Source organism: Rhodococcus sp. EPR-147 (genome assembly GCF_001647185.1).
Lineage (GTDB): Bacteria > Actinomycetota > Actinomycetes > Mycobacteriales > Mycobacteriaceae > Rhodococcoides.
In genome coordinates this window covers 1-17127 of record NZ_LVCU01000422.1, presented here as the reverse complement: position 1 = coordinate 17127, position 17127 = coordinate 1, and the positions used below count along the sequence as shown (strand labels likewise).

The window sequence follows — 17127 nt, the reverse complement described above, 5'->3', positions numbered from 1 at the left end:
GTAGATCTCACCGTTGAACACCAGTGCGTACCGGTTCGGCGACTCGGGCGGACCCCACCGCATCGGCTGGTGCGAGTGTTCGATGTCGATGAACGAGAGTCGATTGAAGCCGTATACGACGTCGTCGTCGTGCCAGGTGCCACCGGGCTCGTCCGGGCCACGATGGCGCATGCAGTGAGTCGCCGAGCTCACCAGCTCGACGCCGGCGGCGGTCGTTCCGTGAGATGTCAGTACTCCGAGCAGTCCACACACAGCGTCTGCTACCTCTTCTCGCAGTTGGGGACAATGCCGGGGGCCGGATCTCCGCGTGTCGTCAGCGGGACGGTCGATCAGCAACCGAGTATGCCGCAGACACGCTCGAACCTAGGTAACGACCCAAGGGTGGCTCCGCGTCAGCTTTGGTCTACGCTGCGTAGTACTCGGGCATCTCCATGTGGAAGCCCTTATTCTTCAGTGGTGGGCAATCAGGAAGGCGTGAACGTGGCGCATAGTCGGATCCTTCGGCGAGCGGGGCTGACAGCATTTCTCGGTGTAGCCGCGTTGATGCTGTCGGGCTGTTCCATCAGCAGCGACAACGTACTCAATTTCGGTTTCGCCTCGGGCGTCACCCCGCAGGGGCGACGCATCGGCGACCTGTGGACGTGGTCGGTCATTGCCGCCCTGGTCATGGGCATCATCGTGTGGGTTCTGATCTTCTGGGTGGTGCTGTTCCACCGTAAGAAGAAGAGCTCACCGGAGTTCCCTCGCCAGACGGCCTACAACGTTCCGCTCGAGTTGTTCTACACGGCGGTCCCGTTCGTGATCATCGCCGTCCTGTTCTACTTCACCGTCGTGGTGCAGAACTACGTCGACGAGAAGCAGGCCGATCCCGACGTCCAGGTGGATGTCACGGCTTACCAGTGGAACTGGAAGTTCGGCTACCGCACCATCGACCTCAAGGACGGTGCCGCCAAGTACGAGGGCACCGACGAGGAGGAGCAGGCTGCCGCCGAGGCCGCTGCCACTCCGGGCGAAGGTGCCGAGGGCAGCGAGGACGGCGAGTTCGTTCCGGGACCGATCAACGGAGCATCCACGCAGGATCTGTCGTACCTGCACTACAACAAGATCGAAACGGTCGGCTCGAGCGAAGAGATCCCGGTCCTGGTTCTGCCGACCGGTAAGCGCATCGAATTCGTGCTCGCGTCCTCGGACGTCATCCACGGATTCTGGGTTCCGGAATTCCTGTTCAAGCGTGACGTTCTCCCGAACCCCGAGGAGAACCACTCCGACAACGTCTTCCAGATCAGCGAAATCGAACGCGAAGGCTCCTTTGTCGGACGGTGCACCGAAATGTGCGGCACCTTCCACTCGATGATGAACTTCGAGGTTCGTGCCGTGTCTCCCGAGCGGTTCGAGCAGTACATCGAGCTTCGCAAGCCTCTGTCCGAAGGTGGAGATGCGCTGACCAACGCGCAGGCACTCGAAGCCATCGGCGAAAGCCCTCTCGCAACGAGCACCGCTCCGTTCTCGACCGACCGCACCCTCCGCACAGCCGCTGTCGCTGAAGGCAACTGACCAAGGAAGCATGCTGATATGAAAATCGAAGCCAAGATCTTCGAAATCCTCACTGTCTTCTTTCTCCTGGTCGGCATCGTGTACGCGTTGTTCACGGGCCTGAGCCGCACAGGAGTCGAGTGGGCCGGAGTCACCGCGATCTTCTTGTCGGTCGGTCTGACGTTGATCGTCGGAACCTACTTCCGATTCGTCGCACGACGCCTCGACACCCGACCCGAGGACTTCGACGACGCCGAGGTCAGCGACGGCGCAGGAGACCTGGGCTTCTTCAGCCCCGGTAGCTTCTGGCCGATCGTGCTCGCAGGCGCCGCGTCCATCACCGCCATCGGATTCGCCTTCTTCCAGCCGTGGCTCATCGCCCTCGGCGTGGTGAGCGTCATCGCTGCGGCCGCAGGTTTGGTGTTCGAGTACCACGTCGGTGCCGAGCGCCACTAACTCCATCTGCTCCACCCGAAAAGGGCCCCGGTTGTTCTCACGAGCGACCGGGGCCCTTTTCTGCTGTCCCGCCATACCGGCCGAACAGGATGGTCCGCTCATGGCGCTGTGAGGTGACACGGAGAGCGAGCGTGTGGAGGTCGAGCGCGCTGCGGTGAACGAGGTGGCACGCACCCTCAGGAAACGTCGGCCTCCGAGTGGGACCGAACGGCACGGGGCACCTGATCGGCAAGCGAATCGAGGGAGATGTTCAGCGCGCCGCACAACGCGGCGACGGTGAAGAACGCCGGCGTCGGAATTCGGCCGGTCTCGATCTTGCGCAGAGTTTCGACCGAGATGCCTGCTGTATCGGCGACGTCGGTCATGGTTCGGCCACCGCGGGCATGACGGAGAGCGGAGCCGAGCCTGGCACCGCGGGCGAGTTCGCCGGGGGTGAGTGGAACACGGACCATGACACCGATAGTAATACCGGTCGTCGCGAACCCCGGAGCTGAGACCGGTCGATGTACCTGGGATATGGATGGGTCATCCGACGGTGGGGGAGGGGAGGGCTATCGGATCTCCCGACGACGAGCAGTCGGCCGTGCTGCCTCGGAGGGTGATGCGAAGTGTTCCAGCCCGGATCGTGTTCGCAGACAACAAAAAGGGCGACACCGTTGCCGGTGTCGCCCTTTTCGAGACTCTGTCAGATGTCAGTGTTCTCTGTCGTTGTCGCTTCGACCCGAAGCGATAGCGGTGTCCTCATCCGAGTGGAGTCCATGGCCGTTGCCGTTCGAGTGGCCGTTGCCATTGGAGTGGCCGTTGCCGTTCGAGTGCCCGTTGCCATTGGCATGGCCGTTGCCGTTCGAGTGGCCGTTGCCGTGGATGCCCGCCTGGTAGTTGCGGAGCATCGTCAGCTGCTCGTGTTCACCCTTGTGAAGGGCATCTTCGAGAGCCTTGCTCTGTGCCACCGGATCCGGACTGAACAGCGATCCCGAGCCGGGCTTTCCGGCCGAGCCGAGCTTGTTCATCTTCTTCGGAACGGCTGCGCCCTGGTAATCGAGGGGAATCGGGTGTCCGTGATCGTCGACCGGTCCGAGCGGCTGGTGGATTTCCACGTACTGGCCGTGCGGGAGTCGCTTGATGATTCCGGTTTCGATGCCGTGCTCGAGAACTGCCCGATCGCTGCGCTGCAGTCCGATGCAGAATCGGTACGCGATGAAGTACGCGAGCGGAGGCATGGTGAGAATTCCGATACGACCGATCCACGTCATCGCGTTGAGCGAGATGTCGAACTTGTAGGCGATGAGGTCGTTGATGCACGAGAGCGTGAGGATCACGTAGAACGTGAGGGCCATCGCGCCGATCGCAGTACGCACCGGAACGTCACGGGGACGCTGAAGCAGGTTGTGATGCGCAGTGTCTCCGGTCAGACGCTTCTCGATCCACGGGTACGCGATCATCACGGTGAAGACGAGACCCATGATCACTGCCACCCAGAACACTGCCGGGATGGTGTAGCGCCCGGCGATGTATATCTCCCAGGCAGGCCACAGTCGTGCCATGCCGTCGGTCCACATCAGGTAGAAGTCGGGCTGCACGCCTGCCGACACTTGCGACGGGTTGTACGGTCCGAGATTCCAGATCGGGTTGATCTGGATGAGTCCGCCCATTGCTGCCAGCACACCGAAGGTGACGGCGAAGAAAGCACCGGACTTGACCGCGAAGACCGGAAGAATACGAACGCCGACGACGTTCTGCTCCGTGCGGCCGGGTCCGGGGAACTGCGTGTGCTTCTGGTACCAGACCAGGGCCAGGTGGGCTGCGATCAGCGCCAGGATGATGGCCGGTAGAAGAAGAACGTGAGCGACGTACAGGCGCGGAATGATGATCGTGCCGGGGAAGTCGCCGTCGAAGATGAGCCAATGCATCCACGTGCCGATGATCGGGATACTCATCGTGATGCCACCGAGAGCGGCGCGGAGGCCGGTGCCGGAAAGCAGATCGTCGGGGAGCGAGTAGCCGAAGAAGCCCTCGAACATCGCCAGGATGAGCAGCAAACAACCGATGACCCAGTTGGCCTCGCGCGGGCGACGGAACGCACCGGTGAAGAAGATGCGCATCATGTGCACGATGATCGAGGCGGCGAACATCAGGGCCGCCCAGTGGTGAATCTGCCGCATGAACAGACCGCCACGAACCTCGAACGTGATGTCGAGAGCGGTGGCGTATGCCCTGGACATCGTCACACCGTTGAGGGGGGTGTACGCACCGTCGTACACGACCTCGCTGAGCGACGGATCGAAGAACAAGGTGAGGAACACGCCCGAGATCAGCAGGATGACGAAGCTGTACAGCGCGATCTCACCGAGCAGGAACGACCAGTGCGTGGGGAAGACCTTGTTGATCTGGCGACGCAATCCCGGTGCCAGGTGGTAACGACTGTCTACGCCGTCGGCCTGCTTGGCGGCGAGGGTTTGCAATGTACTCATGAGTCACGCTCCGGACGACGTTCCCAGAAGGCGGGCCCCAGAGCTTCGGTGAAATCTCCCGAAGCGACGAGGAATCCCTCTTCGTTGACAGTGATGGGAAGTTGGGGCAGCGCACGCGCAGCCGGTCCGAAGATCGGCTTGCCGTACTCGAGCGCGTTGAACTGCGACTGGTGGCAAGGGCACAGAATTCGGTTGGTCTGCTGCTCGTACAACGATGTCGGGCAACCCAGGTGCGTACAGATCTTCGAGTAGGCGAAGTAGTCGCCGTAGTTGAAGCTTTCTTGACCCTTGCGCTTGATGACGGTGCTGGCGGCATCCGGGCGAAGGCGAATGAGCATGACCGAGTTACGAACTCCACGCAGCGAGACGAGCAGATCGTGCTCGCTCTCGCGGTCCGCTTCGCGGAACGGGAAGACGGTCTCCATGGCACCAGCGTCCAAGTCCTCGGGCCGAACGAGAACGACATCTTCCGGTCGCCCGGTGTCTCGTCGGAGGTAGATGGTCTCTCCATCGTAGCGAGGAGTCCAGCCGGATACCCACAACGGCGAATCTTCGCCCTTGGCCCAGGGATTCTTGATCAGTCCACCGAGGGGGAGCAGCGCCATGACGCCGAGCGCGCCACCACCGAAGACGAGCGAACGCTTGATCACCTTGCGGCGACCGATGGTCGACGTGTCGAGCGAATCGCCCAGCTCTGCCACGAGAGTCTTGCGGTCCAGCTCGGACGAGCCGCCGTCGTGACGGTCCTGGATGGAGACCTCTTCGGGGATGAACTTCTTGGTGAACTGCACCGCGCCGATACCGACCGCGAGGATCGCCAGGCCCATCGTGCCGCCGATGAGCGGGGTGTACAGCGAGTAGGCCAGGTAGTTCTCTTCGCCGATACCGGAGTACTGCCACGGCCAGAACAGGTAGATGCCGATGAATGCGACAGCGGCGAGGCCGGCGATCGCGAACCAGATCGCGACGCTGCGCTCGGCACGCTTTTCGGCGCGGGTACCTTCCACAGCCCAACGGTTGCGGCGGAAAGCGACATCGACACCGTCGAGGTTGGTGCCGAGCTCGACCAGTTCGTCGCGGCTCATCGCGGCGAGTTCCTCGTCGGTGTACTTCTTGTCCGCGTTCACGCCGTCGGCACCGGGCGCATCCTTGCGTCCGGATTCGTCGTCGTTGCCCGCGTCCTTACGGCCGGAATCGCCGTCGGTCATGATCTAGCTCCGATCCACAAAGTTGCTCCGACGACGGCGATGATGCCGACCGTCCAGATAGCGATCATCTCGGTACCGGGACCGAAACTTCCGATGCTCCAACCGCCTGCGGGAAGGGTTTCCTGGGCCGACTTGACGTACGCGATGATGTCGGACTTCTCCTCGATCGTCAGCTGACGATCGGAGAACTTCGGCATGTTCTGCGGGCCGGTGACCATCGCGGTTTAGATCTCCTGCTCGTTGGCAGGGCCGAGGGACGGTGCGAACTTGCCCGAGGACAGAGCGCCGCCTTCACCGGTGAAGTTGTGGCAGGAAGCGCAGTTGAGTCGGAACAGTTCACTGCCGCGTCCGATGTCGCCACCGCGCAGGGACTCCTGAGCGATCTCACCGTTCTCGTCGCGGATGACCGTCGGTCCGCCGCCGTTGGCGTTGATGAAGGCACCGAGGGCGTCGATCTGCTTGTCGTTGAACTTCGGCGGCTTGCGCATCGCCTGTGCCTCGTTGCGAACAGCGGGCATACGACCGCTCGACACCTGGAAGTACACGGCTGCTTCGCCGACGCCGATGAGGCTCGGTCCGCGATCCTGAACACCCTGCAGGTTGGCACCGTGGCACGTGACGCAGGACGTGTCGTAGAGCTGCTTGCCCTCGCGGATGAGCGCTGCCGAATCGGTATCGGCAGTCGCGACCTGAGGAGCCGGCGTCAGGGCCGAGGCGAGGAACCCTGCGCTCAGGAGGCCCATCATCAGAACGAGAGCACCGGTGATGCGTCGGCGCGTCCTACGCTGCCGTCTCGTCTTGGAGGCGGCGTTGTCGTCGGATGCTGCTGGGGGAGATGTACTCATCTTCTATCCCTTGTCGTGTCGGGACGGACCGAACGTCGGGGGCTGATTCCGTTCGCTCGTTATCTTTGGTGTGCTGACTGTCACTAGCGGATGAAGTAGATCGTTGCGAAGAGGGCAATCCAGACGATGTCGACGAAGTGCCAGTAGTACGAAACGACGATGGCCGCGGTGGCCTGCGCGGGCGTGAACTTACTGACCAGCGTTCTGGTGATCAGGAAGACGAAAGCGATGAGTCCGCCGATGACGTGCAATCCGTGGAAACCGGTCGTGATGTAGAAGACCGAGCCGTACACGCTGCTCGATAGCGTCGTGCCCTCGTGCACCATGTGGTAGTACTCGTACGCCTGGCCGGCCACGAAGAACGCGCCCATCACCAGAGTGATGATGTACCAGCGGCGCAGTCCGAAGACGTCACCTCGCTCGGCGGCGAACACGCCCAGCTGGCAGGTGAACGACGATGCGATCAGCACCGCGGTCACCGGCACAGCGAGAGCGAGGTTCAGCTCCGTCGGCTCCGGCGGCCAGATTCCATTCGCCTGGGCGCGTGCGACGAAGTACATCGCAAACAGCCCGGCGAAGAACATGAGTTCACTAGACAGCCACACGATCGTGCCGACGCTGACCATGTTGGGACGGTTCAGCGAGTGCACGCGTTGGGTGATTGCCGATCCTTGAGTCCCTACAGCGCTCGTCACAAAGAGAAGTATGACCCGTCGTAGTACGGAAGGCATATCCGGGTCCGCTCTTGGCGCGTCGTGTCGGAACGAATCCGCGTACGTCCTTGTTCCCGTGCTGGTCAGAGCCTCTGTACGGGCCGGTAGGGTCCAGTCGTGCAAGGCTGGCCTCATGGCAAAGCGCACCGAAGGTGGATGGTTTCGGAGACTGTTCTCGCGATCGACGGCCGAACGTCTGGACCCCACTCGCGAGGACCTCGTGACAGTGGCGAGTTGCTTCGACGATGCACAGGCATGCTCGGCCGTGCTCGACGAAGCAGCGAGGACCCGACCGCTGTGGACGGAATCGGCGGAGGTGGTGCTACGGCATCATCTCGTGTTGCCTTCCGACCAAGTGGAGGACGCAGCAGCGGTTGCGGCTCAGGACGACTACGAAGTGGGGCCGGCCGCCGAACTACCGGAGAGCACCGGCTACCGCCCTCGGGTGGAAGGCGGCGTGCCGCTGGTTCTGCAACGTGTTCAGGTACTCGACGCTCTGCACTGCTCGCAGGAGCGTTCTCGCATGGCCGGCCTTGCTCAGCGTCGAGGGGGAGCAGTACTGGGGTGGGACGCACTGCAGCCCGCGCAGCCCGACGCAGCGTCTGGCTAAGCTTCCACCGCACCGAGTGCATCGACGGCAGAAGGGCACGGCAGAACCACCATGACCGCAGCGATCAGCGACGAACAGCCGCGAACCTGGCGTCGAATCCTCGGCGCGTTGACGAACCACACCGACCTGTCCAGCGCCGACACCGGCTGGGTCATGGACGAGATCATGGCCGACAACGCGACAGCCGCGCAGATCGCAGCCTTCGGAGTGGCGCTGAAGATGAAAGGTCCGACGCCGGCGGAGGTCAACGGACTCGCCGAATCGATGCTGGCGCACGCAGTGCTGGTGCACACCGACACCGACGCCGTCGACGTCGTGGGGACCGGAGGAGACGGAGCGGACACCGTCAACATCTCCACCATGGCAGCCGTCGTCGTCGCTGCCAGCGGGATCCGAGTCGTCAAGCACGGCAACCGCGCAGCGTCGTCGAAGAGCGGCACGACCGACGTGCTCGAAGCATTGGGGGTCCGAGTGACCCTCGGGGCCGACGCAGTCGCGTCGAGCGTCGAGCAGGTCGGCATCGGCTTTTGCTTCGCACCGATCCACCACCCCGCACTCCGCTTCGCTGCCGCACCGCGCAAGGAAATCGGAATCCCCACGGTCTTCAACGTGCTGGGGCCACTGACGAACCCCGGGCGCCCGCGCGCAGGCCTGATCGGCTGTGCGTTCGAGAACCTGGTCCCCGTCGTCGCCGACGTGTTCGCCGCCCGGGGCAGCTCGGTGCTCGTGGTCCGCGGTGACGACGGACTGGACGAGATCACACTGTCCACCACCACGACAGTGCACGCGGTGTCCGATGGTTCGGTGACCGTCGAGACGATCGACCCGCTCGACTACGGCATCGCCCGAGCGCCCATAGAAGCTCTCAGAGGTGGAGACGCCGAATTCAATGCAGCAGTGGCGCACCGAGTGTTCGCCGGAGAACAGGGCCCCGTCCGCGACGCCGTACTGCTCAATGCCGCCGCAGCCATGGCAGCGCACCACGGCGTGTCCGACGACCTCCACGCCCGAATCGAAGCCGGATTGGCCACTGCCGCAACAACAATCGATTCCGGTGCAGCAGCACGGCTACTCGCCGACTGGGGTCGATGCACCACCGAACTCGCCGGCTGACGAAGAGCGCGGCTACTCGCCTATCGAGAACCCGGCTTCGACATCGGCACTCGAATAGGACTGGAACGCAATGTGAGTGGTGGTGCTGCGCACCCCCCGCACACGATTGATGTGCTTGGTGATGACCTCTGCGATCGACGCATGATCACGAACTTTCACGATGGCGATCAGATCGACATCACCAGCACACGAATAGACCTCCGACACCCCGTCGACATCCGCAACGGCCTGCGCCGCTTCCGGAATCAAGTCGGCCTCGGCGTCGATCAAGACGATGGCATTGATCATGTGCGCTCCTCAAGCATCTCGAGCTCGGTGTCCGACGCGAGCTACCCCCAGACCCTAGTTGCTGCCGTACCCCGACAGTCGTCCCGCAGGCTCCACTCCTGAGCTGAACAGTCGTTCCGCAGGCTCCACTCCTGAGCTGAACAGTCGTTCCGCAGGCTCCACTCCTGCCCTCGCGGCTTCTCTCGCCGTCCGACACCACGACTCCCACGAACCCGCCGACCGTGCCGGGCTGCAGTACCCACTGCTCGTGCGCACGATCCGGACTCCGTCCGTGCGCAGCCAGGCCGCAATGAGTCCGACTTCCTCCGGGGGCGCGCCGCGCAGCGGGGTCGTATCGGGCACCACCGTTTCGGCCGACGCGGTGATGGCATCGACGACGGGCATCGGATGCACTCCCCGCGGCGCGACGGCAGCGCCGGCCAGCCGGCCGAAGCGCACCACGATCAACTCCCACCCGCCGTCGGCCGTGCGCCTCGCCGCAACCAGTTCGGCAATGGCGGCCACTGCTGCCGATCGGTGCATCCGGCGCAGTGCATCGACGGTGATCGCAATTCTGTCGCGCAGACGGGCAGCCGTCTCGTACAGCTCCTTGTCTGCGAGCTCGGCGACGCGGCGGCGCATGGAGACGAGAACGGCGTCGTCCTGGCCACACACCAGCGCGAGAAACTGCGTCGGGGCATCGGAGTATTCGTCGGCCGTCAACGGGCCGGACAGTGCCGCTGGGCAGCCTCCGACGTCGGTCGCCGGGCACTGGTCACCGTGTCGAACCGAGCGGGCCAGACGGCGAGTGCACGTACGCAGGCGGCAGAACTCCGCGACGAGCGCCGCGGCCTCTGCGGCGTCACCGCGAACCGAGAACGGTCCGAGACTGTTCGGTGCCGGGGTGCGGACGATCGACAGGCGAGGGAACGCCTCGTCGGTCAGGGTGATCCACCACCCTTTCCTGGGGAACTTCGAGCGGCGGTTGTACGGCGGGATGTGCGCCGAGAGCAGACGTAGCTCGCGGACTCCGGCTTCGAGCGCGTGTGCACACTCGACGTGGTCGACGCGGGTGGCCAGTGCGACCATCTCCTTCATCCGGCCTCGGGTCTCCGAGCCGGTGAAGTAGTTGCGCACGCGTCGTTTGAGGTTGTTGGACGTACCGACGTACAGCACCTCGTCGGACGGGCCGCGGAACAGATAGACGCCGGGTGTGCCGGGAAGATGGGCGGCCAGCCCGCGTTTGGCGCGCTGGCCGGCCGACACCGCGGGTAGGTAGTCGACCAACTCGGCGTAGCTGTGGACTCCCTGATTGCCCACGCGTTCGATGAGGCCGTGCAGAACGTCGACCGTGGCCCTGGCGTCGTCGAGCGCACGGTGGGTAGGCCTGGTGCCGGATCGGAACAGAGTCGACAGTGCGGACAGCTTCACCGACGGAGCTTCGTCGCGCGTCAGAACTCGGCGAGCCAGCTTGACCGTGCACAGCACCTGAAACCGTGGCCACGCGATGTCGAGACGGCTCGCGGCGGCCTTGAGGAATCCGGTGTCGAAGCCGGCGTTGTGCGCCACCAGTACCGAACCTCGTGCGAACTCGAGGAAACCGGGCAGAACCCGTTCGATGCGCGGCGCACCGATGAGCATCGCCGATGTGATGCCGGTCAGTTCCACGATGTACGGCGGAATGGACCTGCCCGGGTCGATCAACGTGGCGAACTCGCCGAGAATCTCGCCGCCTCGAACCTTGACTGCCCCGATTTCGGTGATGGCCTCGGTGTCCGCGCTACCGCCGGTGGTCTCGAGGTCGACGACGACGAACGTCGTCTCGTGCAGCGGGGTGTCGAGTTCGTCGAACGTCAGCTGGATGGGCAGGCTCACCGGGACGACGTTAGGGCCGACCTCCGACAAGAACGCTCATCGCGCCGTCGAACGTCGTCGTGTCACGGAACCTGTCGGTGCCCGTCGCTATCTTTCGCTGAGTCGGCCGATTCGGCCGCCGGAAACCGTAAAGAGACAAGGATCACAATGATCATCGATTGCAGTGACTGCCTGGTCCGTGACATCGCCTGCGCGGACTGCGTCGTGACGGTGCTTCTGGGGGCTCCGGGGATGCCGTCCGGGTCGGACGGACGGCGGGTCGGTCCGCCGTCTCGTATCACTCTCGAGCAGGAGGAACTCGGTGCCATGGGGGTGCTCGCCGATGTCGGTCTCGTGCCCACTCTCAAGCTCGTGGTGAACGACGACGACATCGCCGAGGTTCCTTTGTTATCGACTCGTGACACACCGGGGGATCAGCGCGCCGGCTAGCGAGAATCGAGCCGAATTCGCTCTCCTCGGCGAGTTGGGGTCGACACGGGGGTATGCCATTTCGTAACCTTCCTGAGACCTTGCGGAGTCTCGCCAGTCCAAACCGGAGTGGCGTCGCAAGTCACCGCCTAATCGTTCACTCGCGAGAGTGTTCGTACCGGGAACCCGATATCTACTGGGGTGAATCCCGCTGAGCCACCACATGGTGGCCGGTGGGTAGGGCTGCTCTTCCCAGCCCGAACCCGTCAGCTAACTCGGTCGGCGGACGATAGGAAGAAACGGAGCACCATCTTTCGTGGCGTCACAACTTTCCAACCGAACATTGCGGCGAGTCCTCGTAGCCGGAGCGCTCACGGCAGGCGTGGTCGTTCTTCCCGCTGCACCCGCAATGGCGGCCCCCCTCACCATTCCCGGCGTCGGAACCTTCGAGATTCCTGACATCCCGGGCCTTCCTCCCCTCAACCTTCCGGGTGTGCCCGCGCCGGGTGCGCCGTTGGCACCGCAGGTCACCCCGGCTGCGAAGGCCGTTCAGGCCGCAGAATCCAAGATCGGAGCACCGTACGTGTACGGGGCTTCGGGTCCGGATTCGTTCGACTGCTCGGGCCTCGTCCAGTGGGCGTACAAGCAGGCCGGCGTCAGCTTGCCTCGTACGAGCTACGACCAGGCCGCCGCAGGCACTCCGGTCTCGCGCGACAGCCTCGCCCCCGGCGACGTCGTCTCGTTCTACGACGGCTCGCACTCGGGCATCTACGTCGGCAACGGCAATGTCGTGCACGCATCCACGTCCGGCGTGCCGGTCAAGGTTGCCCCGCTCGACTCGATGCCGTTCGACGGTGCTCGCCGTTACTGACTCGAGCGATCGACGCTCGTTGTGAACCGACCGACAGGGTCGAGCCGTTCATCGGCTCGGCCCTGTCGGCGTATCCGGACACGGACTGCGCGACACGCCGGTTCGGTGGACAGGGAAGGATCCAGTTCGTAATCTGATCGAGACCTGGTCGATGTTTATTTTGTGACCTGTCACCTCGAACCCCCGTCGATTTCGGACCGTGTTCACGTCCGCGCCCGTAAGAGCCTGGGTATGGTTCGTTTTCGGACTACTTTTCCAACCGTTGCCTCGGTCGAGGCAACATCTGTGAGGACGGAGAGTCGCTTTCCGTGGCGATATCGAGGTCTACCCGAGCGTTGCGTACGGCCCGAAACTCGGTGGTTGCGCTCGCGCTGACCGCATGCATCGCCGTGGTGCCGACGACGACGGCAACCGCGCAGCCGGGATTCGGTTCGGCATCCGACGCGCAGACCGAACTCGCCGAGCTCTCTCGCCAGTCCGAGCAGACCACCGAATCTCTGCACGATGCTCAGATCGATCTCGACGCCAAGAACCAGCAGCAACTCGACGCTCAGGCCCTCGTCGACCAGAGCCGTGCCGCCGTGGACGCAGCGCAGGCGCAGTTGGAGCAGCTCAAACCGGCCATGGACAAGGTCGCCAACGTCAACTACCAGGGCGCGCGGACCAACCGACTGTTCGCCGTCATGGTCAGCGACTCACCACAGCAGTTGCTCGACCAGATGTCGGCGCTGGACGTGATCTCGGCGGAGACCGCCGACCAGGTCGCCCGATTCAAGCAGGCCAGCTCGGATGCAGAGACGGCCGAGCAGGCCGCGACGACGGCCGCCGAACAGGCACGCGTCGCCGCAGAGCAGGCCAAGGCCGTCAGCGACGATCTCCAGGCCAAGCAGAGTGAGCTGCAGGGACAGATAGCCGAGGTCATGGCCGCCTACAGTGCGCTCTCGTCCTCGGAGCAACTGTCTCTGGCCGGTTCGACCCTGCCCGACGGGTTCGACCCGTCCTCGATTCTGCAGAACCTGACGCCGGGATCGGGAGCCAGTGCGCTGCAGGCCGGCCTCACGCAGATCGGCAAGCCGTACGTCTGGGGCGCAACCGGTCCGGATGGCTTCGACTGCTCCGGGTTGGTCGTGTGGGCTTATAAGCAGGTGGGCAAGACGCTGCCGCGATCGAGTCAGGCGCAGGCGGCGGGCGGAACTCCGGTGGATCAGAAGGATCTGCAGCCCGGTGACGTCGTTCTGTTCTATCCGGACATCTCACACGTCGGAATTTATGCCGGAAACGGCAACGTGCTGCATGCCTCCACATTCGGTGTGCCCGTGAAGGTGCAGTCGATGGCATCGTTCCCGTACTACGGGGCGCGTCGATACTGAGGTCGTGTCTCGACGATCGACGAGTGGCGGCATGAGCACCTCGAACCGACCATCCGGGTTGCACGTCATCCTCCGATCGTCATGGCGGCGCTGGCTTGTCGTCGTGGTCGTCGTGGTGGTCGCAGTCTCGGTCGTCCTGATTCACCGATTCGACGGCCCGCCCACGGCCGGGACCGCCGAGGTCACCGTCGGCCAGGACCCGCCGACCTACGATCAGCAGCGCCGCGCCGATGTGACCGTCCTCCTCGACCAGTGGGCGCGCGCGGTTCGTTCCGGTGATCTCGACGCACTGCGCGATGTGATGGATCCGCAGGCCGACCCCGGCTTCGTCGAAGCGCAGCTGCGCCGGGCAGCAGTGGTACCCGGCGTCCCCTTCGCGGAGTTCGGCTACGACCTGGGCGACGAGCCCGAGACCCCGGTGCCGCCGTCGATCGCAGCGGCGCTCGATTCCACCGATGTCTGGGCACCCGCGGTGTATCTGCGATACGCGATCACCGGCCCGGACGCATCGCCGACGCGTCGGCCGGTCTCACTCGTCGTCGCCCAGCGGGACGGTCGATGGCGGTTGGTCGACGACGCGGATCTGACCGAGTATCGACGCCAGACCTGGCGTGGGCCGTGGGACTTCGGCCCTCTCACCGTGCGTTCGGTGGCCACTGCAGCCGGGACATCTGTGGTCATGGGTCATCCGGACCGCGATGCGTTCGTGGAGAACCTTACGGCCGAACTTCCGTCGGCAATCGCGGCCGTGACCGACTTCTGGGGAGACGACTGGGCGCGCGACGGGCTGATTTTCGTCGCATCCTCGGCGGAGGAGTTCGCCGAACTGACGGGGTCCGATCCGTCCACCGACGTGGCTGCGGTGACGGTGTCCGACGCGGTGGCGGCCGACGGCTCCCGTCCGACGGGTCAGCGGGTGGTGTTCGGTCCCGACGCCGCGTCGAGGTTGACGCCGTTCACCGTGCGCTCGGTTCTGCGGCACGAGTTGACACATGTGGCGGCGAGGGCGAGGACGTCCGACGGTACGGAGTTGTGGGTGTCGGAGGGGTTCGCCGACTATTCCGGGTATCGAGGGTCCGGTGCCGAGTTCGCGCAACTCGCACCCACTCTCGCGGCGATCGTGGCGGCGGGTGGGCCGCCGACGGTGCTGCCGAAGAACGAGGACTTCGGTGCCGGTGGTGCCCGGTCGAGTGTGGCCTACGAATCGGCCTGGTCGGTGTTCGCATTCGTGGCCGACCGGTTCGGGGAGTCGACCCTGCGTTCCCTGTACGAAGCGCTCGCGTCCGAGAGCCCCACCGATTCTGCATTCGAGTCTGTGCTGGGACTCGACCGGGCACAGTTCGTGTCCTCGTGGGGTGACTGGGTGGCTCGCCAGGCCCGCTGAGACGGGGCGCTACGGTTGACGCCATGCGTCGTACCCTGCTCGTGACGAACGACTTTCCTCCTCGCCCGGGTGGTATTCAGTCCTACTTGCACAGCTTCGCCTCGCAGCTGCCGGCCGACGAGCTGGTGGTCTACGCCCCCCGCTGGCGCGGCGACTCGCACGAGAAGTTCGATGCCAGGCAGCCTTTCGAGGTGATCCGGCATCCGACGACCCTGATGTTGCCGACTCCGCTCGTCGCGCGTCGTGCGGCTCGAATCCTGAAGTCCCGAGGCTGCGATTCGGTGTGGTTCGGTGCGTCGGCTCCGTTGGCAGTGATGTCGTCGTACCTGCGCAAGGCCGGGGCCGATCGCATCGTGGCGAGCACACACGGTCACGAGGTCGGATGGTCGATGGTGCCGGGCGGGCGGGCGACCCTGCGCACGATCGGCGAGAACACCGATGTGGTGACCTACGTCAGCAAGTACACCCGGGGGCGATTCAGCTCGGCGTTCGGGCGGACCGCCGCCCTCGAACATCTGCCGCCCGGTGTCGATACCGATCGCTTCGTGCCCGACGACGCAGCGCGAGCGGAACTTCGTGCCCGCTACGGCCTCGGTGATCGCCCCACCGTTCTGTGCCTGTCCCGGCTGGTTCCGCGCAAGGGTCAGGATGTCCTGATCCGGGCGCTCCCGGGGATCCGCCGGGCCGTCGACGGAGCGGTTCTGGTGATCGTCGGCGGCGGGCCGTACGAGAAGACTCTGCGCGAGCTCGTCCGATCCACCGGCATGGAGCAACACGTGGTGTTCACCGGTACCGTGCCGTCGGCGGAGCTCGCCGCCCACCACACGATCGCCGACGTGTTCGCGATGCCGAGCCGAACCCGAGGTGCCGGTCTCGATGTCGAAGGTCTCGGCATCGTCTACCTCGAGGCGTCTTCCTGTGGTGTACCCGTAGTCGCCGGCATGTCCGGGGGTGCGCCGGAAGCGGTGCAGCACAACAAGACCGGCCTCGTCGTCGACGGCACGTCCGTCTCGGACACCACCGACGCGATCGTGCGAATCCTGTCCGATCGCACGCTGGCGACGCAGATGGGCAACGCCGGCCGCGCCTGGGTGGACGCGGAATGGCGCTGGGACGTGCTGACCGAGAAGCTGCGTTCGTTGATCTAGGCAGTACGGCTCAACGGGAGTAGATCGACTCGATCTCGTCGGCGTACGACTTGGTGATGACGTTGCGCTTGAGCTTCATCGTGGGAGTGAGCTCGCCGTTCTCCTCCGAGAAGTCGTGGGGGAGAAGTCGATACTTCTTGATGGACTCCGCATGCGAGACGGACTTGTTCGCGTCGGCGACGGCGGCGTCGATCTCCGCGACGAGTTCGGGGTCCGTCTGCAGATCCGCCGCGGTGGCGTCGGCGGCCTTGCCGTGTGCGGACTTCCAGCGATTGAACGCGTCCGGATCGAGGGTGATGAGCGCGCCGATGAAGGGCTTCTGATCGCCCACGACGACGGCCTGGCTGATCAGTGCACCCGCCCGCAGGTGGTCTTCCAACCCGGCGGGTGAGACGTTCTTGCCGCCTGCGGTGACGATCAGTTCTTTCTTGCGTCCCGAGATCGTGATGTAGCCGTCGTCGTCCACGGAACCGAGATCACCGGTGCGGAACCAGCCTTCGTCCAGCGACTCGGCGGTGGCGGTCTCGTTGCGCCAGTAGTCGTCGAACACCACCGGTCCGCGGAGTTGGATCTCTCCGTCCTCGGCGATGCGCACGGTGTTGCCGGGCAGTGGACGCCCGACGCTGCCCACGCGTTGGAATCCGATGGTGTTGACCGCGAACGCCGCCGTGGTTTCGGTCAGTCCGTAGCCCTCGTAGATCGTCACACCGATGCCCCGGTAGAAGTGGCCGAGCCGGGAACCGAGGGGCGCTCCGCCGGAGATCGCGAGTTCGCACTTGCCGCCGAGCGCTGCTCGCAGTTTGCCGTACACCAACTTGTCGAACACGGTGTGCTTGGTGCGCAACACGATTCCCG

At 64.5% G+C, this 17127-nt stretch carries 16 protein-coding genes, 2 pseudogenes and 1 riboswitch; of the genes and pseudogenes, 9 read left to right on the top strand and 9 right to left on the bottom strand.

The window, feature by feature from the left end; all coding sequences use genetic code 11:
* Nucleotides 1-252 (bottom strand): annotated as a pseudogene (locus A2J02_RS18700) (asparagine synthase (glutamine-hydrolyzing)); the annotation flags it as partial.
* Between the two features lie 222 nt (nucleotides 253-474).
* Between A2J02_RS18700 and ctaC the strand changes: the two are divergent.
* Together ctaC and A2J02_RS18690 are read left to right on the top strand one after the other, a co-directional pair.
* A complete protein-coding gene (ctaC, locus tag A2J02_RS18695; protein WP_068052110.1) occupies nucleotides 475-1554 on the top strand; it encodes an aa3-type cytochrome oxidase subunit II in 1080 nt (359 codons plus the stop codon).
* 18 nt (nucleotides 1555-1572) lie between these two features.
* On the top strand, nucleotides 1573-1989 hold the full coding sequence (locus A2J02_RS18690; RefSeq protein ID WP_068052104.1) for a cytochrome c oxidase subunit 4: 417 nt from the start codon (nucleotides 1573-1575) through the stop codon (nucleotides 1987-1989).
* 176 nt (nucleotides 1990-2165) lie between these two features.
* Here the strand turns inward: A2J02_RS18690 and A2J02_RS18685 are convergent, their stop codons facing one another.
* The 5 genes and pseudogenes from A2J02_RS18685 to ctaE form a co-directional block, all read right to left on the bottom strand.
* Nucleotides 2166-2441 (bottom strand): helix-turn-helix domain-containing protein, encoded by a 276-nt coding sequence (locus A2J02_RS18685; RefSeq protein WP_068052101.1) that lies wholly within the window; start codon nucleotides 2439-2441, stop codon nucleotides 2166-2168.
* Between the two features lie 240 nt (nucleotides 2442-2681).
* Complete coding sequence (gene qcrB, locus A2J02_RS18680; RefSeq protein ID WP_068052098.1) at nucleotides 2682-4460, bottom strand: cytochrome bc1 complex cytochrome b subunit; 1779 nt, start codon at nucleotides 4458-4460, stop codon at nucleotides 2682-2684.
* On the bottom strand, nucleotides 4457-5668 hold the full coding sequence (qcrA, locus tag A2J02_RS18675; RefSeq protein ID WP_256980917.1) for a cytochrome bc1 complex Rieske iron-sulfur subunit: 1212 nt from the start codon (nucleotides 5666-5668) through the stop codon (nucleotides 4457-4459). The genes qcrB and qcrA overlap by 4 nt, the downstream gene beginning before the upstream one ends.
* A pseudogene (gene qcrC, locus A2J02_RS18670) lies at nucleotides 5665-6513 on the bottom strand (cytochrome bc1 complex diheme cytochrome c subunit). The gene qcrA and the pseudogene qcrC overlap by 4 nt, the downstream one beginning before the upstream one ends.
* Nucleotides 6514-6596: 83 nt before the next feature.
* A complete protein-coding gene (gene ctaE / locus A2J02_RS18665) occupies nucleotides 6597-7208 on the bottom strand; it encodes an aa3-type cytochrome oxidase subunit III (protein WP_037192869.1) in 612 nt (203 codons plus the stop codon).
* Between the two features lie 151 nt (nucleotides 7209-7359).
* Between ctaE and A2J02_RS18660 the strand changes: the two genes are divergently transcribed.
* Together A2J02_RS18660 and trpD are read left to right on the top strand one after the other, a co-directional pair.
* Entirely contained in the window at nucleotides 7360-7836 is a 477-nt protein-coding gene (locus tag A2J02_RS18660; protein ID WP_068052095.1) for a hypothetical protein, read from the top strand.
* Nucleotides 7837-7887: 51 nt separating this feature from the next.
* Nucleotides 7888-8949 (top strand): anthranilate phosphoribosyltransferase, encoded by a 1062-nt coding sequence (gene trpD, locus A2J02_RS18655; RefSeq protein WP_068052092.1) that lies wholly within the window; start codon nucleotides 7888-7890, stop codon nucleotides 8947-8949.
* Nucleotides 8950-8961: 12 nt separating this feature from the next.
* Here the strand turns inward: trpD and A2J02_RS18650 are convergent, their stop codons facing one another.
* Both A2J02_RS18650 and A2J02_RS18645 read right to left on the bottom strand, forming a co-directional pair.
* Entirely contained in the window at nucleotides 8962-9237 is a 276-nt protein-coding gene (locus A2J02_RS18650; protein WP_068052089.1) for an Lrp/AsnC family transcriptional regulator, read from the bottom strand.
* 54 nt (nucleotides 9238-9291) lie between these two features.
* The gene (locus A2J02_RS18645; RefSeq protein ID WP_082898912.1) at nucleotides 9292-11091 is read right to left on the bottom strand and encodes a DEDD exonuclease domain-containing protein; all 1800 of its coding nucleotides are present in this window, start codon (nucleotides 11089-11091) and stop codon (nucleotides 9292-9294) included.
* A 147-nt stretch (nucleotides 11092-11238) separates the two neighbouring features.
* Between A2J02_RS18645 and A2J02_RS18640 the strand changes: the two genes are divergently transcribed.
* The 5 genes from A2J02_RS18640 to A2J02_RS18620 all read left to right on the top strand — a co-directional run bounded on the left by A2J02_RS18640 (nucleotide 11239) and on the right by A2J02_RS18620 (nucleotide 16272).
* Nucleotides 11239-11520 carry a hypothetical protein gene (locus tag A2J02_RS18640; protein ID WP_068052086.1) on the top strand — a complete coding sequence of 94 codons (282 nt, stop codon included), beginning with the start codon at nucleotides 11239-11241 and terminating at the stop codon, nucleotides 11518-11520.
* 115 nt (nucleotides 11521-11635) lie between these two features.
* Nucleotides 11636-11799, top strand: a riboswitch (cyclic di-AMP (ydaO/yuaA leader).
* 16 nt (nucleotides 11800-11815) lie between these two features.
* Nucleotides 11816-12370 (top strand): C40 family peptidase, encoded by a 555-nt coding sequence (locus tag A2J02_RS18635; RefSeq protein ID WP_068052083.1) that lies wholly within the window; start codon nucleotides 11816-11818, stop codon nucleotides 12368-12370.
* A 308-nt stretch (nucleotides 12371-12678) separates the two neighbouring features.
* Entirely contained in the window at nucleotides 12679-13740 is a 1062-nt protein-coding gene (locus A2J02_RS18630) for a C40 family peptidase (protein WP_082898910.1), read from the top strand.
* A gap of 31 nt (nucleotides 13741-13771) precedes the next feature.
* Nucleotides 13772-15124 (top strand): hypothetical protein, encoded by a 1353-nt coding sequence (locus A2J02_RS18625; protein ID WP_068052072.1) that lies wholly within the window; start codon nucleotides 13772-13774, stop codon nucleotides 15122-15124.
* A gap of 23 nt (nucleotides 15125-15147) precedes the next feature.
* On the top strand, nucleotides 15148-16272 hold the full coding sequence (locus tag A2J02_RS18620) for a glycosyltransferase family 4 protein (RefSeq protein ID WP_068052069.1): 1125 nt from the start codon (nucleotides 15148-15150) through the stop codon (nucleotides 16270-16272).
* A gap of 10 nt (nucleotides 16273-16282) precedes the next feature.
* Here the strand turns inward: A2J02_RS18620 and A2J02_RS18615 are convergent.
* Nucleotides 16283-17127 (bottom strand): AMP-dependent synthetase/ligase (locus tag A2J02_RS18615; RefSeq protein ID WP_156516294.1); only part of this gene is annotated, 845 nt, incomplete at its 5' end.

Bases quoted from the DNA above. Each gene is read 5' to 3' on its own strand.
- A2J02_RS18690 (WP_068052104.1), top strand. From the start codon at position 1,573: ATGAAAATCGAAGCCAAGATCTTCGAAATCCTCACTGTCTTCTTTCTC.
- qcrA (WP_256980917.1), bottom strand. From the start codon at position 5,668: ATGACCGACGGCGATTCCGGCCGTAAGGACGCGGGCAACGACGACGAA.
- A2J02_RS18685 (WP_068052101.1), bottom strand. From the start codon at position 2,441: ATGGTCCGTGTTCCACTCACCCCCGGCGAACTCGCCCGCGGTGCCAGG.
- A2J02_RS18660 (WP_068052095.1), top strand. From the start codon at position 7,360: ATGGCAAAGCGCACCGAAGGTGGATGGTTTCGGAGACTGTTCTCGCGA.
- A2J02_RS18640 (WP_068052086.1), top strand. From the start codon at position 11,239: ATGATCATCGATTGCAGTGACTGCCTGGTCCGTGACATCGCCTGCGCG.
- A2J02_RS18625 (WP_068052072.1), top strand. From the start codon at position 13,772: ATGAGCACCTCGAACCGACCATCCGGGTTGCACGTCATCCTCCGATCG.
- A2J02_RS18650 (WP_068052089.1), bottom strand. From the start codon at position 9,237: ATGATCAATGCCATCGTCTTGATCGACGCCGAGGCCGACTTGATTCCG.
- trpD (WP_068052092.1), top strand. From the start codon at position 7,888: ATGACCGCAGCGATCAGCGACGAACAGCCGCGAACCTGGCGTCGAATC.
- qcrB (WP_068052098.1), bottom strand. From the start codon at position 4,460: ATGAGTACATTGCAAACCCTCGCCGCCAAGCAGGCCGACGGCGTAGAC.
- A2J02_RS18620 (WP_068052069.1), top strand. From the start codon at position 15,148: ATGCGTCGTACCCTGCTCGTGACGAACGACTTTCCTCCTCGCCCGGGT.